The 21,934-nt window shown below is 49.8% G+C and carries 15 protein-coding genes; 6 read left to right on the plus strand and 9 right to left on the minus strand.

Features of this window, described 5'->3' with window-relative positions; translation table 11 throughout:
• Nucleotides 1–268: 268 nt before the first annotated feature.
• Nucleotides 269–2,860, minus strand: a complete 2,592-nt coding sequence (locus AB8516_RS02720) for a choice-of-anchor D domain-containing protein (RefSeq protein ID WP_369157830.1) — start codon at nt 2,858–2,860, stop codon at nt 269–271.
• A gap of 142 nt (nt 2,861–3,002) precedes the next feature.
• The gene (locus tag AB8516_RS02725) at nt 3,003–6,092 is read right to left on the minus strand and encodes a caspase family protein (protein WP_369157832.1); all 3,090 of its coding nucleotides are present in this window, start codon (nt 6,090–6,092) and stop codon (nt 3,003–3,005) included.
• Between the two features lie 126 nt (nt 6,093–6,218).
• Here AB8516_RS02725 and AB8516_RS02730 point away from each other — a divergent pair, with 126 nt between their 5' ends.
• Complete coding sequence (locus tag AB8516_RS02730) at nt 6,219–7,010, plus strand: alpha/beta fold hydrolase (RefSeq protein WP_369157834.1); 792 nt, start codon at nt 6,219–6,221, stop codon at nt 7,008–7,010.
• 43 nt (nt 7,011–7,053) lie between these two features.
• On the opposite strand, the gene AB8516_RS02735 is transcribed toward AB8516_RS02730, so the two are convergent.
• Nucleotides 7,054–8,535, minus strand: a complete 1,482-nt coding sequence (locus AB8516_RS02735) for a serine/threonine-protein kinase (RefSeq protein WP_369157836.1) — start codon at nt 8,533–8,535, stop codon at nt 7,054–7,056.
• Nucleotides 8,536–8,869: 334 nt separating this feature from the next.
• On the opposite strand from AB8516_RS02735, the gene AB8516_RS02740 reads away from it, so the two are divergent.
• Nucleotides 8,870–10,030: an alkaline phosphatase family protein gene (locus tag AB8516_RS02740; RefSeq protein WP_369157838.1), complete on the plus strand. Its 1,161-nt coding sequence runs from the start codon at nt 8,870–8,872 to the stop codon at nt 10,028–10,030.
• Nucleotides 10,031–10,135: 105 nt separating this feature from the next.
• Here AB8516_RS02740 and AB8516_RS02745 read toward each other — a convergent pair whose 3' ends face one another.
• Nucleotides 10,136–10,462 carry a hypothetical protein gene (locus tag AB8516_RS02745; RefSeq protein WP_108295582.1) on the minus strand — a complete coding sequence of 109 codons (327 nt, stop codon included), beginning with the start codon at nt 10,460–10,462 and terminating at the stop codon, nt 10,136–10,138.
• A gap of 34 nt (nt 10,463–10,496) precedes the next feature.
• Entirely contained in the window at nt 10,497–13,736 is a 3,240-nt protein-coding gene (locus AB8516_RS02750) for a FecR domain-containing protein (RefSeq protein WP_369157840.1), read from the minus strand.
• 470 nt (nt 13,737–14,206) lie between these two features.
• Here AB8516_RS02750 and AB8516_RS02755 point away from each other — a divergent pair, with 470 nt between their 5' ends.
• Entirely contained in the window at nt 14,207–14,821 is a 615-nt protein-coding gene (locus AB8516_RS02755) for a cell wall hydrolase (RefSeq protein WP_369157842.1), read from the plus strand.
• A gap of 67 nt (nt 14,822–14,888) precedes the next feature.
• On the opposite strand, the gene AB8516_RS02760 is transcribed toward AB8516_RS02755, so the two are convergent.
• From AB8516_RS02760 to AB8516_RS02770, 3 genes are all read right to left on the minus strand, one after another.
• Nucleotides 14,889–15,452, minus strand: coding sequence for a beta-class carbonic anhydrase (locus AB8516_RS02760; protein ID WP_369157844.1), 564 nt, complete (start codon nt 15,450–15,452; stop codon nt 14,889–14,891).
• Between the two features lie 178 nt (nt 15,453–15,630).
• Complete coding sequence (locus AB8516_RS02765; protein WP_369157846.1) at nt 15,631–16,572, minus strand: DUF3179 domain-containing protein; 942 nt, start codon at nt 16,570–16,572, stop codon at nt 15,631–15,633.
• A gap of 12 nt (nt 16,573–16,584) precedes the next feature.
• Complete coding sequence (locus tag AB8516_RS02770) at nt 16,585–17,421, minus strand: HD-GYP domain-containing protein (protein ID WP_369157848.1); 837 nt, start codon at nt 17,419–17,421, stop codon at nt 16,585–16,587.
• Between the two features lie 832 nt (nt 17,422–18,253).
• Between AB8516_RS02770 and AB8516_RS02775 the strand changes: the two genes are divergently transcribed.
• From AB8516_RS02775 to AB8516_RS02785, 3 genes are all read left to right on the plus strand, one after another.
• Nucleotides 18,254–18,619 carry a C40 family peptidase gene (locus AB8516_RS02775; protein WP_369157850.1) on the plus strand — a complete coding sequence of 122 codons (366 nt, stop codon included), beginning with the start codon at nt 18,254–18,256 and terminating at the stop codon, nt 18,617–18,619.
• A gap of 116 nt (nt 18,620–18,735) precedes the next feature.
• Nucleotides 18,736–20,418 carry a DUF4382 domain-containing protein gene (locus AB8516_RS02780; RefSeq protein ID WP_369157852.1) on the plus strand — a complete coding sequence of 561 codons (1,683 nt, stop codon included), beginning with the start codon at nt 18,736–18,738 and terminating at the stop codon, nt 20,416–20,418.
• A gap of 298 nt (nt 20,419–20,716) precedes the next feature.
• Complete coding sequence (locus AB8516_RS02785; RefSeq protein ID WP_369157854.1) at nt 20,717–21,091, plus strand: hypothetical protein; 375 nt, start codon at nt 20,717–20,719, stop codon at nt 21,089–21,091.
• A 50-nt stretch (nt 21,092–21,141) separates the two neighbouring features.
• Here the strand turns inward: AB8516_RS02785 and AB8516_RS02790 are convergent, their stop codons facing one another.
• The gene (locus tag AB8516_RS02790; protein ID WP_369157856.1) at nt 21,142–21,921 is read right to left on the minus strand and encodes a helix-turn-helix domain-containing protein; all 780 of its coding nucleotides are present in this window, start codon (nt 21,919–21,921) and stop codon (nt 21,142–21,144) included.
• Between the last annotated feature and the right edge of the window lie 13 nt (nt 21,922–21,934).

Genomic DNA, 21,934 nt, shown 5'->3' on the forward strand with positions numbered 1-21,934 from the left:
TTTGAATATAGATGTCGTCAGCTGAGCAATTCAGCCACATTACATAATGGCGAATACAACTTTAGTTCGCATTGCATTTGAGCCCAATCATGCCATGGACAAATCGATAATGAAACATGATTTTGAGGGTCTCGACGATCCACTATAGTAATAGGGTTTTCATTCCCTTAGTGCAGCTACTGGCAGGTGCAGAGTCGATCAAAACCGGACAACCGACCCCTGCACCTGCCATGGATTGGGTGAATCGTTTTCTAGAACGCCTTGGCGGCTAAAACTCCATGCGCAGTCCCGCACTGATGGTATGGGCACTCCACTCACTATGGGCGAGGATGGTGCCGAAATCGATGAAGCCGACCACACCGTTCTGAAATTGGGCCGATGTGCCAAAGCGCAGGCGCAGGTAATCCCGGTCGGGATCATCGGTCTGAATTTCGATCCCCATGCCGGCCGGATCCTCGATAAAATGCGCCGTGATGACCTGAGAATCATCCTCGAACTCATGCAGCCAATCGAGCCTCGCATAAGGGATAAGGACGCCCCAGTCAGCGCTATGCGTGTAGGAGACCTTGCCGCCCAGGTTGAGGGTCAGCCAACGTTGATCGGTATCCTCCACACGGGTCGCCCAACCACCACCGTCGGCTGTGGGATCGGAAACCTCCTCGGTAAATCCGTCGACATCGGACTTGATATACTCCAGATCGGCACGGGGTCCAAAGGACCAGGCGCCACGATTGAAATCGTAGCCGGAACCGATGAACAGGCTGACCGTGTCACCGTCATAGTCCGCTTTGAGTTCCTGACTGACGTCCGCCAGGCCGCCCAAGGTGTAGACGATGCTCCGTTTCTGGTCGAAGTCATTCTTACCAACGGTGGCGGAGAAATCGACAAAATAGTTCTGCGGACTGTAATAGGTGCCGAACAGGCTCAGGCTGACTCCCTGGGTATCCAGGTCGCCGGCATCGTTCTCCAGTTCGGCTTCGGTGTCGATGAAACCTACCGCACCACCGAGAATAAACTGGTTGGTGATCCTGTAGTCCGCACCGATGGTGATACCGACGGTATCGAAATCCAGACCGGTTTCAAGATCGGTCTCATCCCGTTCGCCGGTAGAGATATCACCGGTCACGAAGACACCCAGTCTCGATGCCAGTAACTGATTATCCGCACTGGCTCCACCACCGCGACGCCCCGCGTCCTGGTATGCCTTTGCAATCATTTCAATGGGTAGATTCTGATCATCGATCTGCAGATCGAGCCCCTTGAACGAGAGGCCCCTGGCACCGGCGCGCAGGGCGGAGATACGTGTCCCCAGATTGCGTATCTGGGTCTCGCCGCCTTGGCGGGATGTGGTATTGGCCTTGGTTGCCGTTTCCGGACTCACTTGAAACAGCGCCACTTGGGTGTTGCTATCGCCATCGATCGCCGCACCGACGACCGCATTACAATCTTCCTGCAGTCGATCGCTGAGTCTGCCGCTGGGACAGGCTTCGGCGATCACATCAATCAATGACAGAATATTCGGGTTGTCACCGCTGAAGGGTCTGAGAAGATCGGCAACCGGATTGGTGCTGGGTGCGGCATCGGCACTGCCCGACAGAACGATTCTTGATAGACCGTCACTGGTGTCGATGTTCAAGGCACCAGATGCCGCTCCAGTGGATTGCGGTGTGAATACAACCTGGATGTCACAGCTGCTGCCGGCAGCGATCTCTGTTCCGCAATCGTTTGTCTGGCTGAAATCACCCTCGGTCGAGATGGAGTTGATCGTAAGGGGCGCACTGCCTTGGTTCGTGACAGACACAACCTGTGGTTGACTGGATGCATCAACGGTCCCGTCAGGAAAGGAGAGCTGTGTCTCGGATGTGACCAAGTCGGCGATCGTGGCATTCACACTAAGGGCCACTGTAGTGCTAACTGTGCGGCCAGCGTCGGTTGCGGAGATATCGAGTGAGCCCGTAACATCACCGGCAGTAGTGGGCGATGCCATCACCGAGACGGTGCAACTCTGGTTGGCGGCAAGTGTGGTCGGGCAATCGTTGGACTGGGTGAAGTCGCCGCTACTCGAAACCGCCAGGTCCAGGAGCGATGAGTTGCCCGTATTTCTAATTGTGACGGTTTCTGCGCTGCTGGTGGTGTTTACCGGCGTATCGGGAAAGGCGATGCTGTCAGAGGATGTGCCCAGTACGCCACTTTGGGCGTTTGCCGTCAGAGAGATCGACTGAGTGGTAGTACCCTGTATGGCGGTACCACTTGCGGTCAATGTTCCGGACTGTGACCCTAAGCCTGTGGCAGTGACGCTGACCATGATGGTACAGCTGGTGCCGGCATTGAGGGTTGCCGGACAGTCATTGGTTTGCGAAAAAGGTGCCGTTGCCGAGATTGTACTGATATTAACTGCGTCATTGCCCGTGTTGGATAGGGGTACAGCTACTGGTTGGCTAGCTACACCTAATGGTACAGAACCCAGATCCACGGCATTGCCATCTATTGCCAGATCACCGATCAATCCCGTTCCACTGAGTGTTACAGATGTTGTAAAAGGCAGGAATCCCATACCGAGGACAATCGAACGATCGTGGCCGTCAAAAGTCAATGCGCCGGCTAACGGACCGGAAACTGAGGGATTGAACCTGACATCGACGGTACAGCTCGTCAATTCATCGAGAAGCGTCGGTAGGAAAGGACAAGTATTGTTGACGATTGAGAAATCGCCTGTCGCAGTGATTGAGGTGAAATCGATAGCAGACGTGGAGTTATCGTTGTTGAACGTCACGGTCATGATGCCGCTGCCGGAGCCGACACCAATGCCGCCAAAATCCAAGCTTGCAGGTGTTACGCTGAATATTGCGAAAGCGTTCATAGAATACAGCAGCAAAAGAAGTACTGAGCTGTATTTCAGCTGGGTGACAAAAAGCTTACCCACTGGGGCATTTTTACCACAATCAGTCATTAGATATCCTCCCCGGATTCGATTTCTTTATTGTTGTCAGCCCTTGAGCCAATCAACCCTGCGGTATGAAGAAGAACTCGCCTGCTTCATGTCCCCCATGTTTGATAGGTGCGTACTCCGGAATCTGGTCGATGCCGAATTTCGAAGCTGTCTGCTGTACCTCTTTCGCCAGATTACGGAACAACTTATAGGCCTCGAGAATAGAGTCATTATCAGCCAAGGTTCTGAGAAAAGACTTGGCGAATACCGAGTGTTGTCCGCCACCCTGATCGAGTACAGGTTTGAGGCCTCCAGAGGTCAACACGGTACGAGATCGGGTCTTCGCCATGACTTTCAGCCATTTGGTCTTGACCTCATCGGACATTCCTGACTCCAATCGTGCCATGGATGAGCGAGTAAGGGAACCAGAATAACAGGAGTCGGCAACCACGAGTATATGCTTTGCCGACATGGCGTTGAGAATATCGGTGATGGCGATATTCGAGATCCAGTTAGTTGTACTGTTGGGTTCTGCATCCACGGGCAACCAGTAGCCGCGTAAATTCACTCTGTCCAATTCACCGTGTCCTGCATAATAGATAAGCAGATTATCATTTTCTGTCAGGGTCTCACGCAATTTATTGAGTGCCGAGAGCATGTCATAACGCGTGGCGTCGATCAGGGTGGTGGTCTGGAAACCATATTTTGTACGCAGTAATTCCGCGGTCTCCCTTGCATCGACACTGGCACTGAGGAGATTGGGAAAGTCATTGTACTGATTGTTTCCGATGATCAGCGCATGATAATTACCGAAATCAACCTGTCCGGCGATCCGTCGGGTGGTGTTGCGGGAGTCACTGCTTGTATTCAGCTGCTCCTCTGCGCTACTGGCATAACGCAGCTTGGGTATAAGCAGAAACTCGAGGCTGGTATGTTGTCCCTTTTTGTCCACAGCAACCATTTTTACCGGGGTCTGTTCATCTTCCACTCTGACATTGGTTGAAAAGATACCCAGATTATCGGGTGATTCAGTTTTGTCGTTAACCGTGAAAGAGAGCAGCCCGGCCGGCGCCACAACCCGTCCCGTTATTTGCCGCTCCTTTGCAGCCGAGCGTAAACGGACGCTTGGAATGCCACGGGTCAGGGCAACCGGTGGATCGATGATCTCGATTGTCGGTCCGGAGACCAGACTGGCCTGTTCATTGGCTCTCAGGTCGGCTAACTGGGCCCTGTAACGCAACGCTTCGGCCTGATAACGGTCGATCTTGATCTGCTGTTGCTGAATCTGATCGAGAAAGCCCTGTTCGGACTTGCGCAGACGAATGACTTCCGCCTCCTTTCGTGCGGCAGCCGTCTTGGTGGCGACAAGCTCCTTTTGCGTCTTCCTTAGCAGTGACTGTTGACGAGCAAGGTCAGGGTTTACTTTCGCCAGTTCTGCCTGATTAGTGTCGAGTTGTCGCTCTGTTTCCCCAAGTTTTTGTCGTAACTCCGCAATCTGGCGCTCCTGCTTGGCGACATCACCCTGCAAGGCAGTTTGCTGATTGATCTTTTCCTGTTCCAGCACTTGCAGGCGCTGTTGGTATTTGGTCAGCTGTTCCCGGAGCTTTGCGACTGCCTGTCCCTGTTGTCCCATAGTACTTTCACGCTTCTCAAGGTCTTGTTGCAGACGCACTACCGTCTGTTCAAGGCTGATGCTCTTGCTGGTTGTCTCATTCAATGTTTTTTGTGCCAGTTCCAGTTGCCGGCGTTGATCGGCAAGCACAGGCTGATTCTTCTCGATATCCGCAATTGTCCGATCAAGTTCAGTTTGTGTCCGGTCAAGTTTCTGTTTCAATTGGCTGGCCTTGCCGGTCTGAACCTTCAAAGCCTCCTCTAACTGGGCTTTCTCCTGGGTCGAGAGGCGGAGCGCCTCGTTCATCTTTGTCTGCTGAGTGGAGAGTGATGATTCCAGATCCACGATCTTGCGCTGTTGGATTACTACGGCCTTTTCCTGTTCGGCAAGTTGCGCCTGCAGTGCGGAGAGTGCCTCATCCTGGGAAACCTTGGATAGTTTCTCTTTTCGGCTCAACTCCGAGCGCAGCATCACCAGCTCAGACTCGGTTGAGGTAAGCGACGCCTTTTCATTCATCAACTGCTGGTTGGTTTCATCAAGTTTACGCCTTAGTACTGCGGCCTGTTTTCTCTGCTGTTCGGTTTCCAGCTGCGACTGTTTGAGCGCACTGTCCATCTGCATCCGTTGTTTCGTAAGCGCCTTTTCCAAAACCGCTATCTGGGTACGCTGTTGCTGCGCCTGTTTTTCGCTGACAGCCAGTTCCGATTTCAGCTGTTTGACATCGGAGGCGGCTGCAATCAATGGAGAGGTCGTCATTGCGGGCTGAATTCCAGCTTCAGACCTCAGCTTTTTCAGTCGCTTTTCAGCCTTTGTCAGCTTGACTCTTTCCGACTTCAACTGTGTGCTGGTGTTCTTGAGCTGTTTGCGCAACCGTTCTGTTTCAGATTTTTGTTGCTGTCTCTCCTGCTTCAGAAGGCGCAGTTCTTTCCGTTCGGCCTTGGAGATCTCCACCGCGGAGGAAAACTGCAGGTTGTCATCCTCCAGACCGGAGGCTTTGCGATACCAGTTAAGTGCCTGGGCCAGATCTTTCTTCACCCCAAAGCCCTTTTCATGGAGAAAGCCCAGGTTGATGCGCGCCCTGGAGTTGCCCTGATCTGCCGCCTTTAGATACCAGGCGGCGGCGGTGGCGTAATCGGGCTCAATACCGAGTCCCTTCTCATATATCTCGCCCACATAATTTTGCGCCACAGGGTCACCCTCCTGGGCCTGGGGTAACCAGACACGCAGGGAGGTTCGGTAGTCTGCACGGTCAAATGCCACATATTCGCCACCGCGAATCTCACACTCGGAGGCAGTGGTTTTAACCGGCCGCCTGGGTGAAAGATAGGTCATGTTGGCACCCAGTTTGCGTACCTGGCCAGGCAGCAGGCAGTCGACAATCAGAAATTTATCCGGGTTGCCGGTAACCGGTGCCGCCGCGTCTGCGCTGCTCTGCCGGGTACTCTGCGTTTGACAGCCTGAAAGGGCCAGCACTGCAGTGAGTAAAGTGCTGACGATCAGTGGTACTGGTTTGATGTTGGGTGTTTGCTTGTTTGAATGAAGATGTAACATGGTATATCCAAAACCTAATAATTTTGCTTCTCGATAAAGAATAGACAATTCAAATCCCCCTGGAAATGGTTTAATCGGCTATCTATGACATATTCACTTATTTGCTGCGTCGCAACATGCATGCTGATGGTTGCCTGTTCTACGCCCAGTCAACGATTTGAACGGATGGCGCAGGAACAGGGATTCCATAAAACTGAGATAATGGGCAGTGATTTCTTCCATGTCGTCTTCGATAACGGGAAGTTGGGCACCGCATCCACCCTGCACGTCTACCTGGGGGGGGACGGCACGCCTTGGATCGGTGGATTCATCAAAGCCAGCGATCCCACACCAAGAAAACCTATTGCATTGAAATTGATGGCAATGGATGAATCCCCCAGTCTCTTTCTGGGTCGGCCTTGTTACCATGGATTTGCGAATCAGCATCCTTGTATGCCGAATTACTGGACCTCTGCACGCTACTCTGAGGAAGTGATAGGCAGCATGTCCAGGGCGCTACGGACGCTGATGAATGACTACGGGCATGAAAACCTCCACCTGTTGGGTTTTAGTGGAGGAGGGAGCTTGGCCATGCTGATGGCTGAGAGATTTCCTGAAACCCGGAGTATCGTCACCATTGCCGGTAACCTGGATATTGAATCATGGGCCGATCTGCATGGTTACGACCCATTGGAAGGGTCAAGGAATCCAAAACTGCTATCGACGCTGCCAACGAAAATTCGGCAATACCATCTGGCGGGAGGCAAGGATGGCAACGTACCTCCCAATATCATACGTGGCGCTTTGGACAATCAACCTGACAGTCAGTTGATACTGTTAGAGGATTTCACCCATGGTTGTTGTTGGGAGGAGATCTGGAATGAGGTACTGGCCTGTATCGATGCCCGGTGCGTATGGCGTCATGAAACGCTTAAGTAACAGCGTTTTTTTAATCGTTGACCGGCAAGATCCCTTAATGGTTCTATTGTAGATCTTGCTGTAACTTGATCAATCCCTGATGATCAGGCAGGGCATCCAGCCCTTTTTCCAGCAGCGCCTTCCCCTCTTGAACCTGTTTCGATTCGATCAGGCCTCTGACCTGTTCTGCAAGAAAATCGCCAATTTGCTGCAGGCCCAGGGTTGCCTGCTTGTTGTGTCGGTGCATGATCAATATCTGCTGATAGGCATCATAGGCACTGCTGCCAGGGGGTTCCAGCAGCCGACCGACAAGCATATGCACCTCGGCGACCTCGAGGATGCTCTCAATCCTCGCCCTTAGTTCCGGTTCCAGCGATGTCGTCTCCTGCAGCACGATTTCAGGTTGGACTTCGCCATTTTGCCCGTTGAACAGCAGGGATCCGATGGTGATGACGAGCAATAGAATAACGCCTGCAGCAGCCGGAATCGCCCATTTTGGGAGGAGATTGTCCCTCCCTTGCCGGGGTCCTGACATCTCTTTGAGAAACTCTGTCGCATTGCGGGTCCGATTCTCCCGCTCGAACTCCAATCCATGGGAGATGGCATTCCAGATCTCCTTCGACAACTCTTTGGGACGTTTGGGCTTGAGCGCCAGGTCCCGTGCATAGGTCGCCGGTTTCCGGTCGAAAGGATGGCTGCCAGCCATCAATTCGTAAGCGACCACCGAAAGGCCATAGACATCATCCCGCGGATCCGGCTCGCCATACTCCAGCATTTCACAGCTGGCATAGGTCGGGGTCAGGGCGCCGAGGGACCCGGGATCGAAGACAGTGGCGTCCTCTGCAGGACGGTCGGCGTTTTTTGCGGCCCTCGCGATACCGAAATCCACCACTTTGACCACGCTTTTCGAGGTGAGAAAGACATTGCCCGGTTTGAAATCGGAGTGAACGATGTTCTCGGAGTGGGCATAGGCAAGCGCGCGGGCCATCTGCTCGATGATGGAGAGGGCCTGCTGAGTCGGAAGGGTGGCCGGGCGCAGGCGCCTGATCAGCTGATCGAGGGGCTCACCCTCCAACAACTCCATGGTCATAAACACATTCGGACCGTCCCGATCGAAATCGTAGACAGTCACGATATTGGGGTGCGCCAGCTGCTGCGCCTTCTTGCTCTCCCGTTGCAGGGCGATGAAAGAATCGGGATTGGCCTGAAAGTCCTTCGACAATACCTTGACCGCGATATAGGGGTCCCGGTCCATCGCCTCGACTTTGCGCAAATCCCGGGCCTTGTAGACCACGCCCATGCCGCCCCGTCCCAGCATCTCTTCCAGGACAAAGCGGTTTTTCAGTACCGAGCCGACAGCAACTACAGTAGAGGTACCATTGGCCAGCTCTTCAGAGATGGCGGTCAATGCTTCAGTGACGTTCTTTCCGGGATCGGTTGTCGGATTGGTAGTGCCGGTAGACTTTTGCTTGTCCGTTCTGTCGGTCGTAGCAAGACGCGTCGCTTCATCATCAGGGGAGGGACGATCGTCATCATGTGTAGCCACTAACCTTGAATCCTCTCTAGCAAATCCATAAACGGTTGTTAGCCGCGAATGAACGCCAATCACCGCAAACTATCGCAAATGATAAGACATTGCGCATGTCGATCATAGCCTCTGTAAGGTTTGGCAAAGCGCTATATTTGAATTGCAGGTCATATATCGGCTGTATCTTCATTGCGAACAATTTGCGAGTATTATCTTTGATTGGCGTTAATTTGCGGCTTGTTCTTTCGCGGCTTAAAACCCACTCGATCCGGGGAAGAGCCAATAATAGGGGAGAATACCTAAAAATGTACAATGATTCATCGTGTATCAGCGCCCCGGATCGGTAGGATTTATGCCATTTCCAGACTACAACGGCGGCAGCATTGTCAATCTGATGGCATCATTGCAGAGGGCAATGGGTGGTGACCGCCACAGCTATCCGCCACTCGATCTCATAGCATCCCTGCCACTCGGGTCCTACCGTAAAATCCTGCTCTGGGTGGTGGACGGCTTGGGAGTCAACTATCTTCGTGCTCATCCTGAAGCCGAGGCGCTGAATGCACATCTCAAGGGAGCGATAACCTCTGTCTTTCCACCAACCACTGCCACAGCCGTAACCACCTTCCTCACCGGCGATGCGCCGCAACAGCATGGCCTGACCGGTTGGCATGTCTACTTCAGGGAGTTGGGCGCTGTATTGGCGGTACTGCCAGGACGCCCAAGATATGGCGGTGTCACGCTTGGAGAGGCAGGGATCGATACCGGGATCTTGCTTGGGCACACACCTTTCAGCGATAAAATCGCCTGTGACTCAGTCATACTATCACCGGCCTATATCGCCGATTCGGATTTTAACCGGGCCCACCTCGGCAGGGCGCGCCTGGTGAGACACCGGAACCTGCCGGAACTCGCCAGTCAGATTGCAGAATTGCTTCGTGAGGGTGATGATCGTTATCTCTATGCCTACTGGTCCGAACTGGACAGTATTGGCCACCAGTCAGGTATCTGGAGCGAAGAGGCAAAACACCATCTATTGGAAATCGATCAAGCGTTCAGCTATCTACTGGAACAATGTCGAGGCACCGATAGCCTGATTATCATCTGTGCAGACCATGGCCAGATCGATACCCAGCCGAATGACAGGATTTCGCTCGACGATCACCCGGAACTACTGGAAATGCTCAGTTTGCCACTTTGTGGTGAACCGCGTGCTGCCTATTGTTATTTACGTCCAGGCAGTGAAAATGATTTTGATGATTATGTGAAAAGTGAGTTAGCCGGAAAAGCGGTCGCTTATCAATCAAATGAGTTAATCGAGAAGAATTGGTTTGGTCAGGGGTTGCACCACCCTCAACTACCGTGGCGGATTGGTGATCGTTTGCTACTGTTGCAAGACAACTATGTCATCAAGGATTGGTTGGCACAGGAAAGACGCTATGAAATGATAGGGGTGCATGGAGGCTTCAGTAACGATGAACTCAATGTGCCACTGATACTAATTGAGACAAACTAGAAAATTGCCTGACTTAAGGATACTAAAATGACTACTTTTTTGTCATTTTCAGCCTGGGTATCTTCACCGCATGTCCTTATGGGTGAAGAATAAATAATTCAGGAATTACCTTGGACAGAGGTTGTATACAAATCCACTCACGATAATTAGACAAGAACCCTTTGCTTCAATAATTGTGTGGACATTTATAATTGCATCGACTGGTAGATGCTCTTCAGGGAATTTTACGGGTTTTCCGGTAATGGCTTTACCCTCGCTATTCAGTATTACCAGTTTACCTGATTTGGCATCGAACTGAATTGAGTATTCAAATTTATCCGTTTGCGAAGAACTGTCGTTACCCGGCTTTCTGTACATTTCTGCGCAAGCCGTAATTGTCGACGCAAAGAAAACGATCAGAGTAAGTGATATGAAATTTCTAAGTCGCTTCATTTCGATGCTCCTCTTGTTGAAGTTATTTTGTAAATCAGCGGAAAATGACAGATACTTGCCCGTAAATCAGGCGTTCAGGACTGAATGATGACGGTGAAGCCGTGGCTTCAATGCCCAGGCTATCATAACTGTTTCTATCTTCGAAATTGAAATCCTCGTCAAAGGCATTCTTAACGCCAAATGATATGAGGCCATACTTATCCGGAAGACGGTAAGAAAGTTGAAGGTCAGTTTGCCAGAATTCATCCTCGGCACTTTGGGGTGGATCTAAAATGGAATTTCCCTGGAACACGCCTTCCTGATTTATATAAGTCGCAATAGCGCCAAAAATTAAACCTGTCGGGTGATAGTAGTTAAAAGCAATTGGAAACCGATGTGTTTCCAGTTCCACTACGCCATCCGGCGCCAACCCATTGAAGTTGGCGGCGTCAACATTGGTAGCAGAATCAAGATCGTTATATTCGTAATCAATGCTTAGACTCAGATTCTTTTGTGGAGTCCAATTGACCCATGCATTTACACTAGTCTCCTCAAATTCGACATCTACTACTGATGAGTTAAATGTCATTGTGTCAAGTAGTGTAAAGGGCGTTTCACCATTACGGTTCAAACCTCTAACGCCTACAGACAGAGATGGCGAGAACTGATGGTCAAGACCCAATCCAAAATTCCAGCTTTCTGTTTGGCGGAACTCGTCATGGATCTGATTGAAACCTGCAACATGTGATGGTTCGAGTGTTTGATAAAATGAAGCGACAATTACACTTGAAGTAGTCCTAAAAAGGGCTGCACGGAGAACAGACGCATCGGATATAGACCATTGCACTCCCAATTTTGGAAGGACTCGGGTCTCATTGTCGTCAAATATTTCACTATCGCCACGAACTGCGGATATTGCTGCAGTTAGGTGCAGCATTTTTGACGGGTTGTAGAAATAATACCCGTACAGACGTGACTGCTGCTCGGTAAATGTACTGCGCTGGGCACAGTTAGGAAAAGGCAGTGGGCACGGTATAGGTGAGTAATCAAAGGTGGAAATGGTATCTAGCTCATCCCGATTGTAGCTGAGTCCACCAACGAAGTGATGCGATCCGTTATAATGCAATAGCTGAAGGTCATGCGTATTTATGTTGGCATCGCTTTCACGCACAAGCTCAAATAATGGTGATGAAGTAACAAAATTTGCTTCGTCCTCTATTTTTGAGGTTGTAAAAATAACATTGGTTATTGGTGAGAATCTATGATTGAAACCAAGTCGATAGTTCATTGTGTCCGTATCGACACGCAAGGTTTCATCAACCAGCAAACTGGGCAACAACCTTTGGCTGACGTCCCCTTTAGTCACTTCATCCTGACTAACTTCCATCTGGATAGAGGTGTTTTCGGAAAAAGCATATTGAGCGAAAACATTGTAGATATCCTGTTCGTAATCTGCATTCGGCCGAAATCCATCGGTTTCAGTATGATACTGGCCTGCACTGAACGCAAAGCGATCATGTAATCCGGCTATGATTGCATCGTTACTCCAGGTGTCCTCTTCGGCAATCGCTGCATCAAGCTGGAATGCCAGGCCGTTGTGGGTAAAGAGCGGATTGTATTCGTTATATGAAAGTTCACCAGGACCATTGCCATCTAACAAGCCTAAGTTAGAGTTGCTCAACTGTGGTTGTAACGGATCGAGATTGAGGGGCTGGGTCATCTTTGATTGCAACAATTCACTCTGTCTCGCGGCATCCAGGTTGGTAAGGCCTGAATAGCTGTCTGCCAATAATCGATGCGCAGAGTGGTTGCTTGGGTCCTGTGCCAGTGCATCGGTTGCTTGGAGCCGCGCTTGTTGCTCGAAATTCAGATCGTTGTATATTCTGCCCAGTGCAACACTACGGGCAGCCTCATCCTTGTCTAAGAGCTGTCTTGAACGGTATACACCTCTGTTGTCATTCAGTTCAATAGCCCTCTTTTGCGCATGCAGGGCCTCGACTGGACGGTTGCCGGACTGTAGAAGTATCGAATCATAGAACCAAGCCGTTGGGTCATAAGGGTCGAGGCCCTTCGCCATGGCAAACTGTTGGGATGCCAATTCGTTGCGCTTTTCCTCGTAATAGGCTTTACCCATATAGCTGCGAAGCAGTGCGTTGCTTGGATCTAGCAGTACAGCAGTTTCGATCTCTTCACGGCCAGATTCCAAATCGCCTAGGCGAATCTCCAGTAAACCTAGACCGAGGTGGGGCAGGGGGGCTGCTGAATCGAGTGCGATGGCCTTTTCAAATACCGTTTTGGCAGCATCCAAATTGATATCCCGCAGTGATGCGAACCCGAGAACGGTATATGCTAGTGAAAGCTCGGGATTGATGTTGATTGCCTGATTGGCGGCTTCCCTGGCGGATCTCGTGTGACCTGTCATTAACCAGACTTCTGCAAGACGCGCTTGCGTCAAAGCGTTTTGCGGAGCCAGTTCTGCTGCTTTCCTGCTATTGGCCAGGGCGGCGGGAATGTCGAACATGGCCTGATTGACATAGGATTGCGCCATATAGGCTGCAGCTGACTGACTATCCTGCTGCAAAGCCTGTTTTGCCAGTTCGGTAGCCTCTTCCAGACGATTTTGCACGATGGCCTTGATGGCTTCTCGAGCCAGGGTATCGGCTTTACCGGGGGCTTCAGGTAGAGGAGGGTAGTAGAGCGCCCATGCAACAGCCTCGAAGGGTTTGACGATCTCAATTTGAACCGGCTGCTGATCGGCTGATGCCCGGGCGGCCTGATTTGCGCTCAAATCGATTGAGCCGGCTTTATTTGCGGCTATCACAGTGCCTTCCAGAACCGTTACTTCGGTCGCCTGGTTCCGTATGCGAATTACAAACTCTGTGCCCTCAATGGATGCGTTCACATAGGGAGTTTTGACCTCCAGGCTTTGTGGTGTGCGGCTGATGAAGTGTACAGCACCTCGAAGCAGGTCCAGGAGGGATGGCGTTGTCTTTCCGACCTGGGTAAATGTCAGAGCGGAATCTCGATCCAGACGCAGCAGGGTATCGTTGGTCAGGCGAACGGCGGCCCTGCCATCGTGTAGTGTTCTTATGGCGTCACCGGCACAGAATTGATCGTCAAGCACCGCATGTTGCCAGGTTTCCTGGCCGTCTCTTTTCTTTTCTGCACTGCCTTCCAGGGAGACCAATTGAGCCACATGACTGCACTCGGCTGAAAAGAGTTGCTGCGAAAAGACCAGGATGGAAATGAGAAATAGAAATTTCGCGAGCATTGTGGCCTGTTTGCAATGCTGCATATTGATCCCCTGCTATCGTTTTTATAGATCCAAAACCTTGACTGGAAATGTGTGCCTGGCAAGGCAACGAAAATTTCCATTGCATGTAGCTATATAGTAACGAATATTTACAAAGATGCGAATTTATTTCATATCTGCCAAGCGTATTGGCTCTCTTTTTTAATGTAATTTATATCTTCCCTGCCTTAAGTATGTCTCAATAAAAAAGAATGCCCCATAAAGTCGATAAATAATGGCAGTAAGGCATAGATTATTAAGGGTTTTTGATTGTCGGGATATTTTACGCCCGTTTCTATTATATACATTAGAAATATACAGTAACTATTTAATTTAACGATTGTAAATTAAATATGGCTTGAGTTGTGCATTTATTTCATAAAAGCATCATGTTAAGACAAAGGTGTTAAGAAAACTGACATTGTTGGTCTTTGACAGTTGAGCAACAGGCCGGTTTTTCTCAAACGACAACAATGAAAAACAACAACCTTCAGCACAGTCAAGATGACAGCTATCCGCCCAAGGTACTGTTGTTCTTGGTCGCCATGTTCAGCACTGGCATTGTGATGGCTGAAGAGGCCATTGAACCGACGAACCTGGAAGACGATCTCAAACACTGGCGATCTCTATACCAACCCCCAGAAACATCAGAGGTTTCAAAAGAGATCGATTGCCTGGCGCGAAATATCTATTTTGAAGCACGCAGCGAGACTGAACAGGGACAGCTTGCAGTGGGTCATGTTGTCATGAACCGGGTTGCGCATGCAGGCTATCCGGATTCGGTTTGTGCGGTCGTCAAACAGGGAGGGGAAAAAAGACGTAACCGGTGTCAATTTTCCTGGTGGTGCGATGGACGTTCGGATTTGCCCGTGAATAAAAAGGCCTGGAAGCGGTCGCAGAAACTTGCCAAGGCGATCTATAAAGGGCTATCCAAAGACCCGACTGATGGTGCGCTTTGGTATCATGCGGACTATGTCAATCCTGTATGGAGTACAGCGCTGGTATTGGGTAAAAAGATCGGACAGCATCTATTTTACTTGAGTGAAAAACGGCCTGTGTATGCCATGAATACGGCATCCACGTTATAGTCCGTAAACACACCAATCAATAAACTGAGCAATCGATCGGGTAACCGCACCTTAAAGTCAAGCCATCCTACTCCGGTATGGGTACTTCGATAAGCTTTCCTGTCTTGCAGTTATAGATATAACCATATATAGGCATATCACCAGGCACCAATGGGTGATTGCGTATTCTTTGTACATCCTCGACAACACTTTTAGCATTGTCCGAGATGGTCAGCCAATTGATAAACCTGCCTTCGATTGAACCGCTGCCGTCATCGGTGTCATGCCAGCCATCGGCGTCGATCGTTGCGGTTTTGAGACTGCTTGCGAGCAGGTCGCCCATGATTTCATTGGTGAATGTCAGCATACCGCAATCGGTATGATGGATAACAAACCACTCTTTCGTTCCAAGTAGCTTATAGGAAATGACAAGGGAACGGATTGCATCGTCGCTTGCTCTTCCTCCGGCATTGCGAATAACATGCGCGTCACCTTCAGACAATCCGGCAAACTTAGCCGGGTCGAGTCTTGCATCCATACAGGTTAGCACAGCGAATCGGCGCCCCGGCGGCATGGGAAGTTCACTTTTATTACCAAAACCTTTTGCATACTTTGCGTTTGCAGTTATAACCTCATCGCGAATTTTGCTCATGGCTTATCCCCCGGTTACTATTTTCCTTAATAACTATGATCACTATTTGACAGGTATCTCACCCTGCTTATTGATCACAATTTATCGGGTAATTGAATCTAAAGCATGTTTTTTCAAATGATAAAAAAGAGCAAGGCAGTGATGAATACAGGCATAAAAATCACCCTGTCCACTCTGGCTATTCACTCCACTTGAACAGCTGACCGTCCGGATGAAAGGCATACCACGCAAACCAGAAGGCGATGACTGTGGGTATGGTTTTGCCCTCAGCATCGATTGCGCTTGCTGTCTGGTTATCGATATCGTATTCGATTTCAATCGATTCTCCACCCACGCTGTCCGCTATTCTGCCTGATGTTTTCGCCAATTCAGCAAAAGGGTAGGCTTTGACGACCCCACCGATATTCACGCCCATAACACGTTCCTTTGGATGGTAGCCCTTTGCGGCAAATTCAACCGGAAAATAGATCGAGCGGTTAGTTTCGTAGTCCCCATAGGGAGACCGCCGGTAGTTTCTTGCGAAACCGGTGTCATCAGATAACACTTGAGAGTCCGGATGCCTCTTTATCCAGTCGGACCAGGTTGTGTGATGCAGAGCGATGGGCTCCAGGCGCTCTCCTTTGAATTTACCACTGATGGCCTGCATTTTGATCTGCGACCACAAAGATTCTGAAGTCCGGTCATACAGCAGCACATCACTGTTGTAGAGTAGTCCCGATACACCGAAGCTTAGCGGTCTATTGTTATGCTCAGCCTTGAATGCGATTCCCGTACCGCATAGCGGGCAGAAGGTGACGGCAACGGGTTGGTTCCCAAATCGGTCATTGACAATCTCATGCCAATTCATGATGGCAATCGGGTAGGCCCTGACAAAACCATTATAGGAAAGACCAAGAACACGATCTTCAGGTTGAAGGAAATCGACCTTGCGGACTGGTAAGAACTTGGGATTGTCGATGGAGGGAATGCCATCCTTAGGGGGACCGCCCGGTAATATTTGTTCGATTGGCACCAATGCATCTGTTACATCAAATCCGCTTTTATAGCTTCTTGCTTCAGCCGAGCCGATATATATGCCGCCTGCCAAAAAGAGTAGGGCTAAAATCCTGTTGAATGCCATACCGATCACACTTTAGGATATCAACAGGGCTGCAGCAGATGTGGCCACATATTCACCAATCAGATCCATATCTACCTTTGGTTGAAGGGATTTTACCGAACCCTTATGTCCGGTAGGGTGGATAGAAATGCGACTATTGTTTTTTTCTATTATCGCTTCTGCGGCACAATTTGGGCAGTAAGTGTGTTCGCCGCTTTTCTGACTGCGTCTCACGACAATGGTGGGTCCGCATGTGAGACAATTCTGAATGGGAATACCCTGGTCCGTATGCCCTAGAATCGTGTTCATTCGGCCGGAATGGGCAAGTTCGATAAAAAGATGTCCAAAATTGCCGTCGAATTGGGTATGCAGGTTCAATTTAATACCTTTCAAGGCCTGATCAAGGGGCAAACTGCGACGATAGGGACGGGTACTGGTCATTGCATCGAAGGCATCGCAGATACTTACGATTCGGGAGTCGATTGACAGATTGCCCTCGTCCAGTCCAAATGGATAGCCGGCGCCATCGGGACGTTCATGATGATGAAGAATGGCGTTTTTTACCAATGAGGCCAACGGGTGCCCGATCAATATTCTCGCTCCAATTTCGGGATGGTTCATAATGACTTCGTATTCGTCGTCATTCAACCTTCCCGGTTTCTTCAGGATTGAATCAGGAACGCTTATCTTGCCCAGATCATGGAGGAAACCTCCAAGGGTGATCCGTGCCACTTCGTATTTATTTAAACCCAGTGATTCGGCAAGCAGTCGACAGTATTGGGATACCCGCCATAAATGACCGCCGGAATAGGGGTCGCGGGCTTCCACCATCCAAGCCATGACCAACAGTGACTGTAATAGTGGTTTCATTTCACGCTGTTGTAATTCGGAAGTATAATCCGGCTCAAACAAGGATTTTGCTGCAGGTAGAAGACTGATCATTTTCCAGTGCCTCACAGTTGTGCAATCCAAGCCCAGTCAATCTCCTTAACTGGTCCGCTACGATGCGATTGACTACACGAATCACAGTAAGGTATACGCACGTTATCGGTCTGTGGATTCATATAGGATTACCCTGCAGAAATCAGGGTAATGTCGCCATCGCAAACTATCGTTCACTCCTGCATCTGGGCGGGCAATGCCTACAGGCCGGCAAGTCAGCTGGTGGATAGAGACGGGGGGTAATTGAGGTACGTACTTTTTTGTGAGTGGGAGGTGGTTTCTCAGTATGCAACCACTTCCGACACTAGGCTTGGAGAAAGAGCTGGGGCAGACGATCGTCACTGACCAGGGGATGCTGGATGAACCCATATGGCGTTGGCCGGATATGAAAAAGTGACATTAAGGTTCCATTCAGTTTTGACGTGCTAATGTTCAAAATGTCGGTTTCTTGCTCGAATTATTAGGCGTTTTTCACTCTCGTTATGGAATCTTTGGCTATATTGGTTAGCAAGTGCGTTTTTCTGGAAAGGCATGTATTGGGAGGCTTCACTTTTTGAACAGATCATCTTATCTGAAATCTTTAAGTATCACCGCAATCGTTAGCCGTTACCTGTGCAGGTCCTTTAATATTGTAATGTGTATTGTGTTCGCCAGTGCACTGTTTTCGGGATGTGCCTCAGTATCGAAAACACCCGCCAGCGCAACTGAGAGTCCCGGATCCGACAATCGGAATTTATCTTTTATACTTGCTATTCACCCCGTGGTAGAGATCGCAGAAAACCTGAAAGGCGTACCCTATCGGTACGGTGGGGTTACTCCAAAAGGTTTCGACTGCAGCGGTCTGGTTCACTATGCGTATCATAAAGCCGGTATAAAAATTCCAAGAACAACACAGGATCTATACCGAGTATCCCGGCGACTGCCTATCGAGCAAGCCAAACCCGGTGATTTGCTGTTTTTCAAGATTAACTCACGTAAATTATCGCATGTGGGGCTCTACGCCGGAAACGGGCGATTCATCCATGCCTCGACCGGGCAGAATCGTGTTGCCGATGGTTCGCTCGAAGATCCATACTGGCGCGACCGCTTGATTGGGATCGGCCGGCTTCCAGTTGACCGGATGTGAATAAAATTCCTTTCATCGCCTTTTTTACATTTGTACACAATATTCGGGAATTGATTCTCATAATTCAACCTATCCATGTGGTACGTTTTTCCCAAATATAGAGAGGAATAACGACTATGCCACGATTTACCAAACTTATTACATCGGTTTCACTGACATGCATCTTGGCTGTCAGTCTGATTTCCTGCGGTGGCGGTGGCGGTGGCGGTGGCGGTGGTGGCAGCAGCGACACTACGATTTCGACATCGGCTCAACGCACCGGTACGGTCGGTATTCTTTTAACCGATAAGCCCGCCGATCCATCTCTGTTTGTGGCCATGAACGCCACCATAGAGCGGATGGGATTGATTGGATCCGAAAATGGTGATGAGGTAACCCTCTTTTCCGATGAACCACAGACAATCGATCTTCTCAGCCTGAAGAACGAGTCGATTCCTTTCACCTTCCGGGATGATGTGCCCGTGGGTACTTACTGCAAGATTCGTTTGATTCTGAGCGATCTTGAACTGGTGCTGGTCGACGATACACCCGATGATCTGACTGATAATGAAACCTATCATCCAAACCTGCCGGGTAATGGCAAACTTGATCTGCTCGCGCGTGATTGCTTCACGGTCGAGGAGGGTAATGTAATAACTGTGCAGGTCGATATGGATGGTGGCAATTCGATTCATATCACCGAAAACAACAACGGTTACAATTTTAGGCCAGTGGTCTTTGTTGATGTCCTTGAGGAAGGATTTGAAAGTAAGCTGGTCCGCTTGGAGGGTGAAATCACTGAAGTGATGCCTGATGAGAATTCCCTGTTGATATGTGATGCCCTGCCCATGCAGCAAACAGCGAGTATGGAGTGTGTCGAGATTAAACTGGGTGATGATACGGCTTTCTTCGACAATCTGAATTATAACGGTGAACCTCGTTCTCTCGATGAACTGCTGTTGGAGGAGAATTTGGGTGAAGTGGTGGTGGTTGTGGGCTGGCCCGATCATCAGGTGATGCCTCATGTTGATGTGGATGTTGATATTCCCCGGGGCCACCTTCCATCTCCCGGTGAGTGTCGACTTTGGATGATCGATGAACCTCCTGGTCTACAATCCCCTCCAGGTGACTGCGAATCATTGGAGGAACAAATAACAGATGTTTCCGTTCTGGTGGATCACGAAGGTGTGGTGAGCGACAGATATCACCCCCTGATGGAAGTGGATGCCCTGGTCATTGAGTTGGGTGATTTTCTTCAGGTGGAGGGTGAAGTCGCTGCTGATGCCGATATCAGCGGATTTGGTATGAATGTCACTGAAAGCGGCTCGGTTGTGACAGCTGGGCCGCTTGATGTCATGTTTCATCAGGATGAGCCCGGTATCAATGGCACAAGGATCGTCTCCAAGTCGGGCGACATACTGGATTATCTGGAGGTTGCCGTGCCCCGCACGGTTCAGGTTGACGGCGTACTCGACCTGACTGGTACCGAAGCCGTACTCAAAGCTGCGTTGGTGATTATCGATACCACTACTGAAGAGAACGATCAGCAGATCACCGGTACTATCCTTTCGATTGGTGCAAACGGCTTTGTCCTGTCTCCCGAAGAAGATACTGTATGCGGTATTGCTACCACTGACTTGACGGTGACATACGCCAATGGTGTTGATTTTCTCACTGTTGTCATCACCGATACGGTCAGTGAAATCACACCAGACGGTACACTTGAGGTCGGCCAGGATGTGGGAATAAACGGCAGCTGCAGTGCGGATGGATATATAGCCGAAAGCGTTGTGATTTTGGATGATCAACGTATTCCATAGGCATACTCCAGTACTCTCCTCATAAAGAATCCCCGCACAATGTGCGGGGATTCGTTCCCATCAATTCTGAGTTATTTCATTGATTGGCTGTACAGCCAATATCTCTTTTGATCGAATCCCATACTAGTATCATCAATCTTTTAGAATATTCCTGAAATAATCTAAAATATTGAGATAAATGTCTGTCATATGCTGGAGCTATATAGTGCTGCGTATTCTTTTATTTACCTTAACAGTGATTTGAATATGTCAATATAGTCCATACTGTATAAACACAACCATGGGCGAATGGAAGATAATGATGAAGATGCGCGCTATAGCCTGTCTATTAACCTTGTTCTCTACGCATCCTTCCGCACATGCTGGAGAAGCAGATGTAGTCGATGTAACTGTAAATAACAGGGGGGGCAACATCTATGATTTTTCAGTAACGGTAATGCATCAGGATACCGGTTGGGACCATTATGCCAATCGCTGGGAGGTATTGGATGAAAAGGGTGTCATCTTAGGCACAAGGACACTTCATCATCCGCATGTCAATGAACAGCCGTTCACCCGTCGCCTATCGGGGATTCATATTCCATCAGAAATCAAATCAGTCGTTATTCGATCCCATGACTCGGTCCATAAATACGGTGGTGCGACTGTGACAGTGCAGTTGCCAATGAATTAAACACGTTATGGCTTGTTTGAGTGACTGGCAGCAAAAGGGTAGATCGTTTATCAGGTTTTGCCGCTTTTTCTTATTCTCTTATTGTGCGCTTCAGGTTTGCGCAATGAATCGAACAATCCATAGGACCAGGGGCGCATTGCGATCACTACGGTGGTTCCATCCCGATCATCCAGTGACAGCTTCGCATCATCGTCATTCAATTCATCGAACTCCCTGGCAAGATGTTCCATTTTACGTTGAAACACACGATTCGAGCTTTCGGCCAACATGCCGTTTATCACGATCAATCTTTCATTCCGGTGGTCAAACCGGGAAGCGAAAAATTCCGCTTCAATCTTTTCCTGGAAGAAGCGCTGAATCGGCCCGTTTTCCTGCCATTTGAAGTTGCGGGCGACGAGTAGCTTGACTCTGTTTTTAGGTAAAAGCTCTATCAGACGCAACCGGTCGAGTTTAGCCAGCTGCTGTATGCATCTGGTCTCGGATATGTGGAAACGCGCTACGATATCATCCAGTGACCAGCGGTTGAGCACACAGACCGTGACAAGCAGCAGTTCGAGATTTCCCGCAATCTCAGCTTCCTGTTCAATGCTCAATCCGGAGATTGCTGTCGCGCCAGCCCTTTCATTCATCTCCTGAACCAGGTCGGAGATCTCCATCTCCATCAATTGGCAGACTTGGTCCAGCCGCTCCAGGGTAAAGCGACGCTTGGCGAAAAGCCGTTTCACGTTCGCCTCAGAGAGATCCAAATGGCGCGCCACATCCGCATAGGTCAGTCCGTGGGCTTTGAGGCTGCGTTTCAGGGCATCGATGAGTTGAAGGGTTTGGGCCATGATTCGGAGAAAG

Origin of the sequence: Candidatus Thiodiazotropha sp. LNASS1, from assembly GCF_964212655.1 — a bacterium.
Classification (GTDB): Bacteria; Pseudomonadota; Gammaproteobacteria; order Chromatiales; family Chromatiaceae; genus Thiodiazotropha.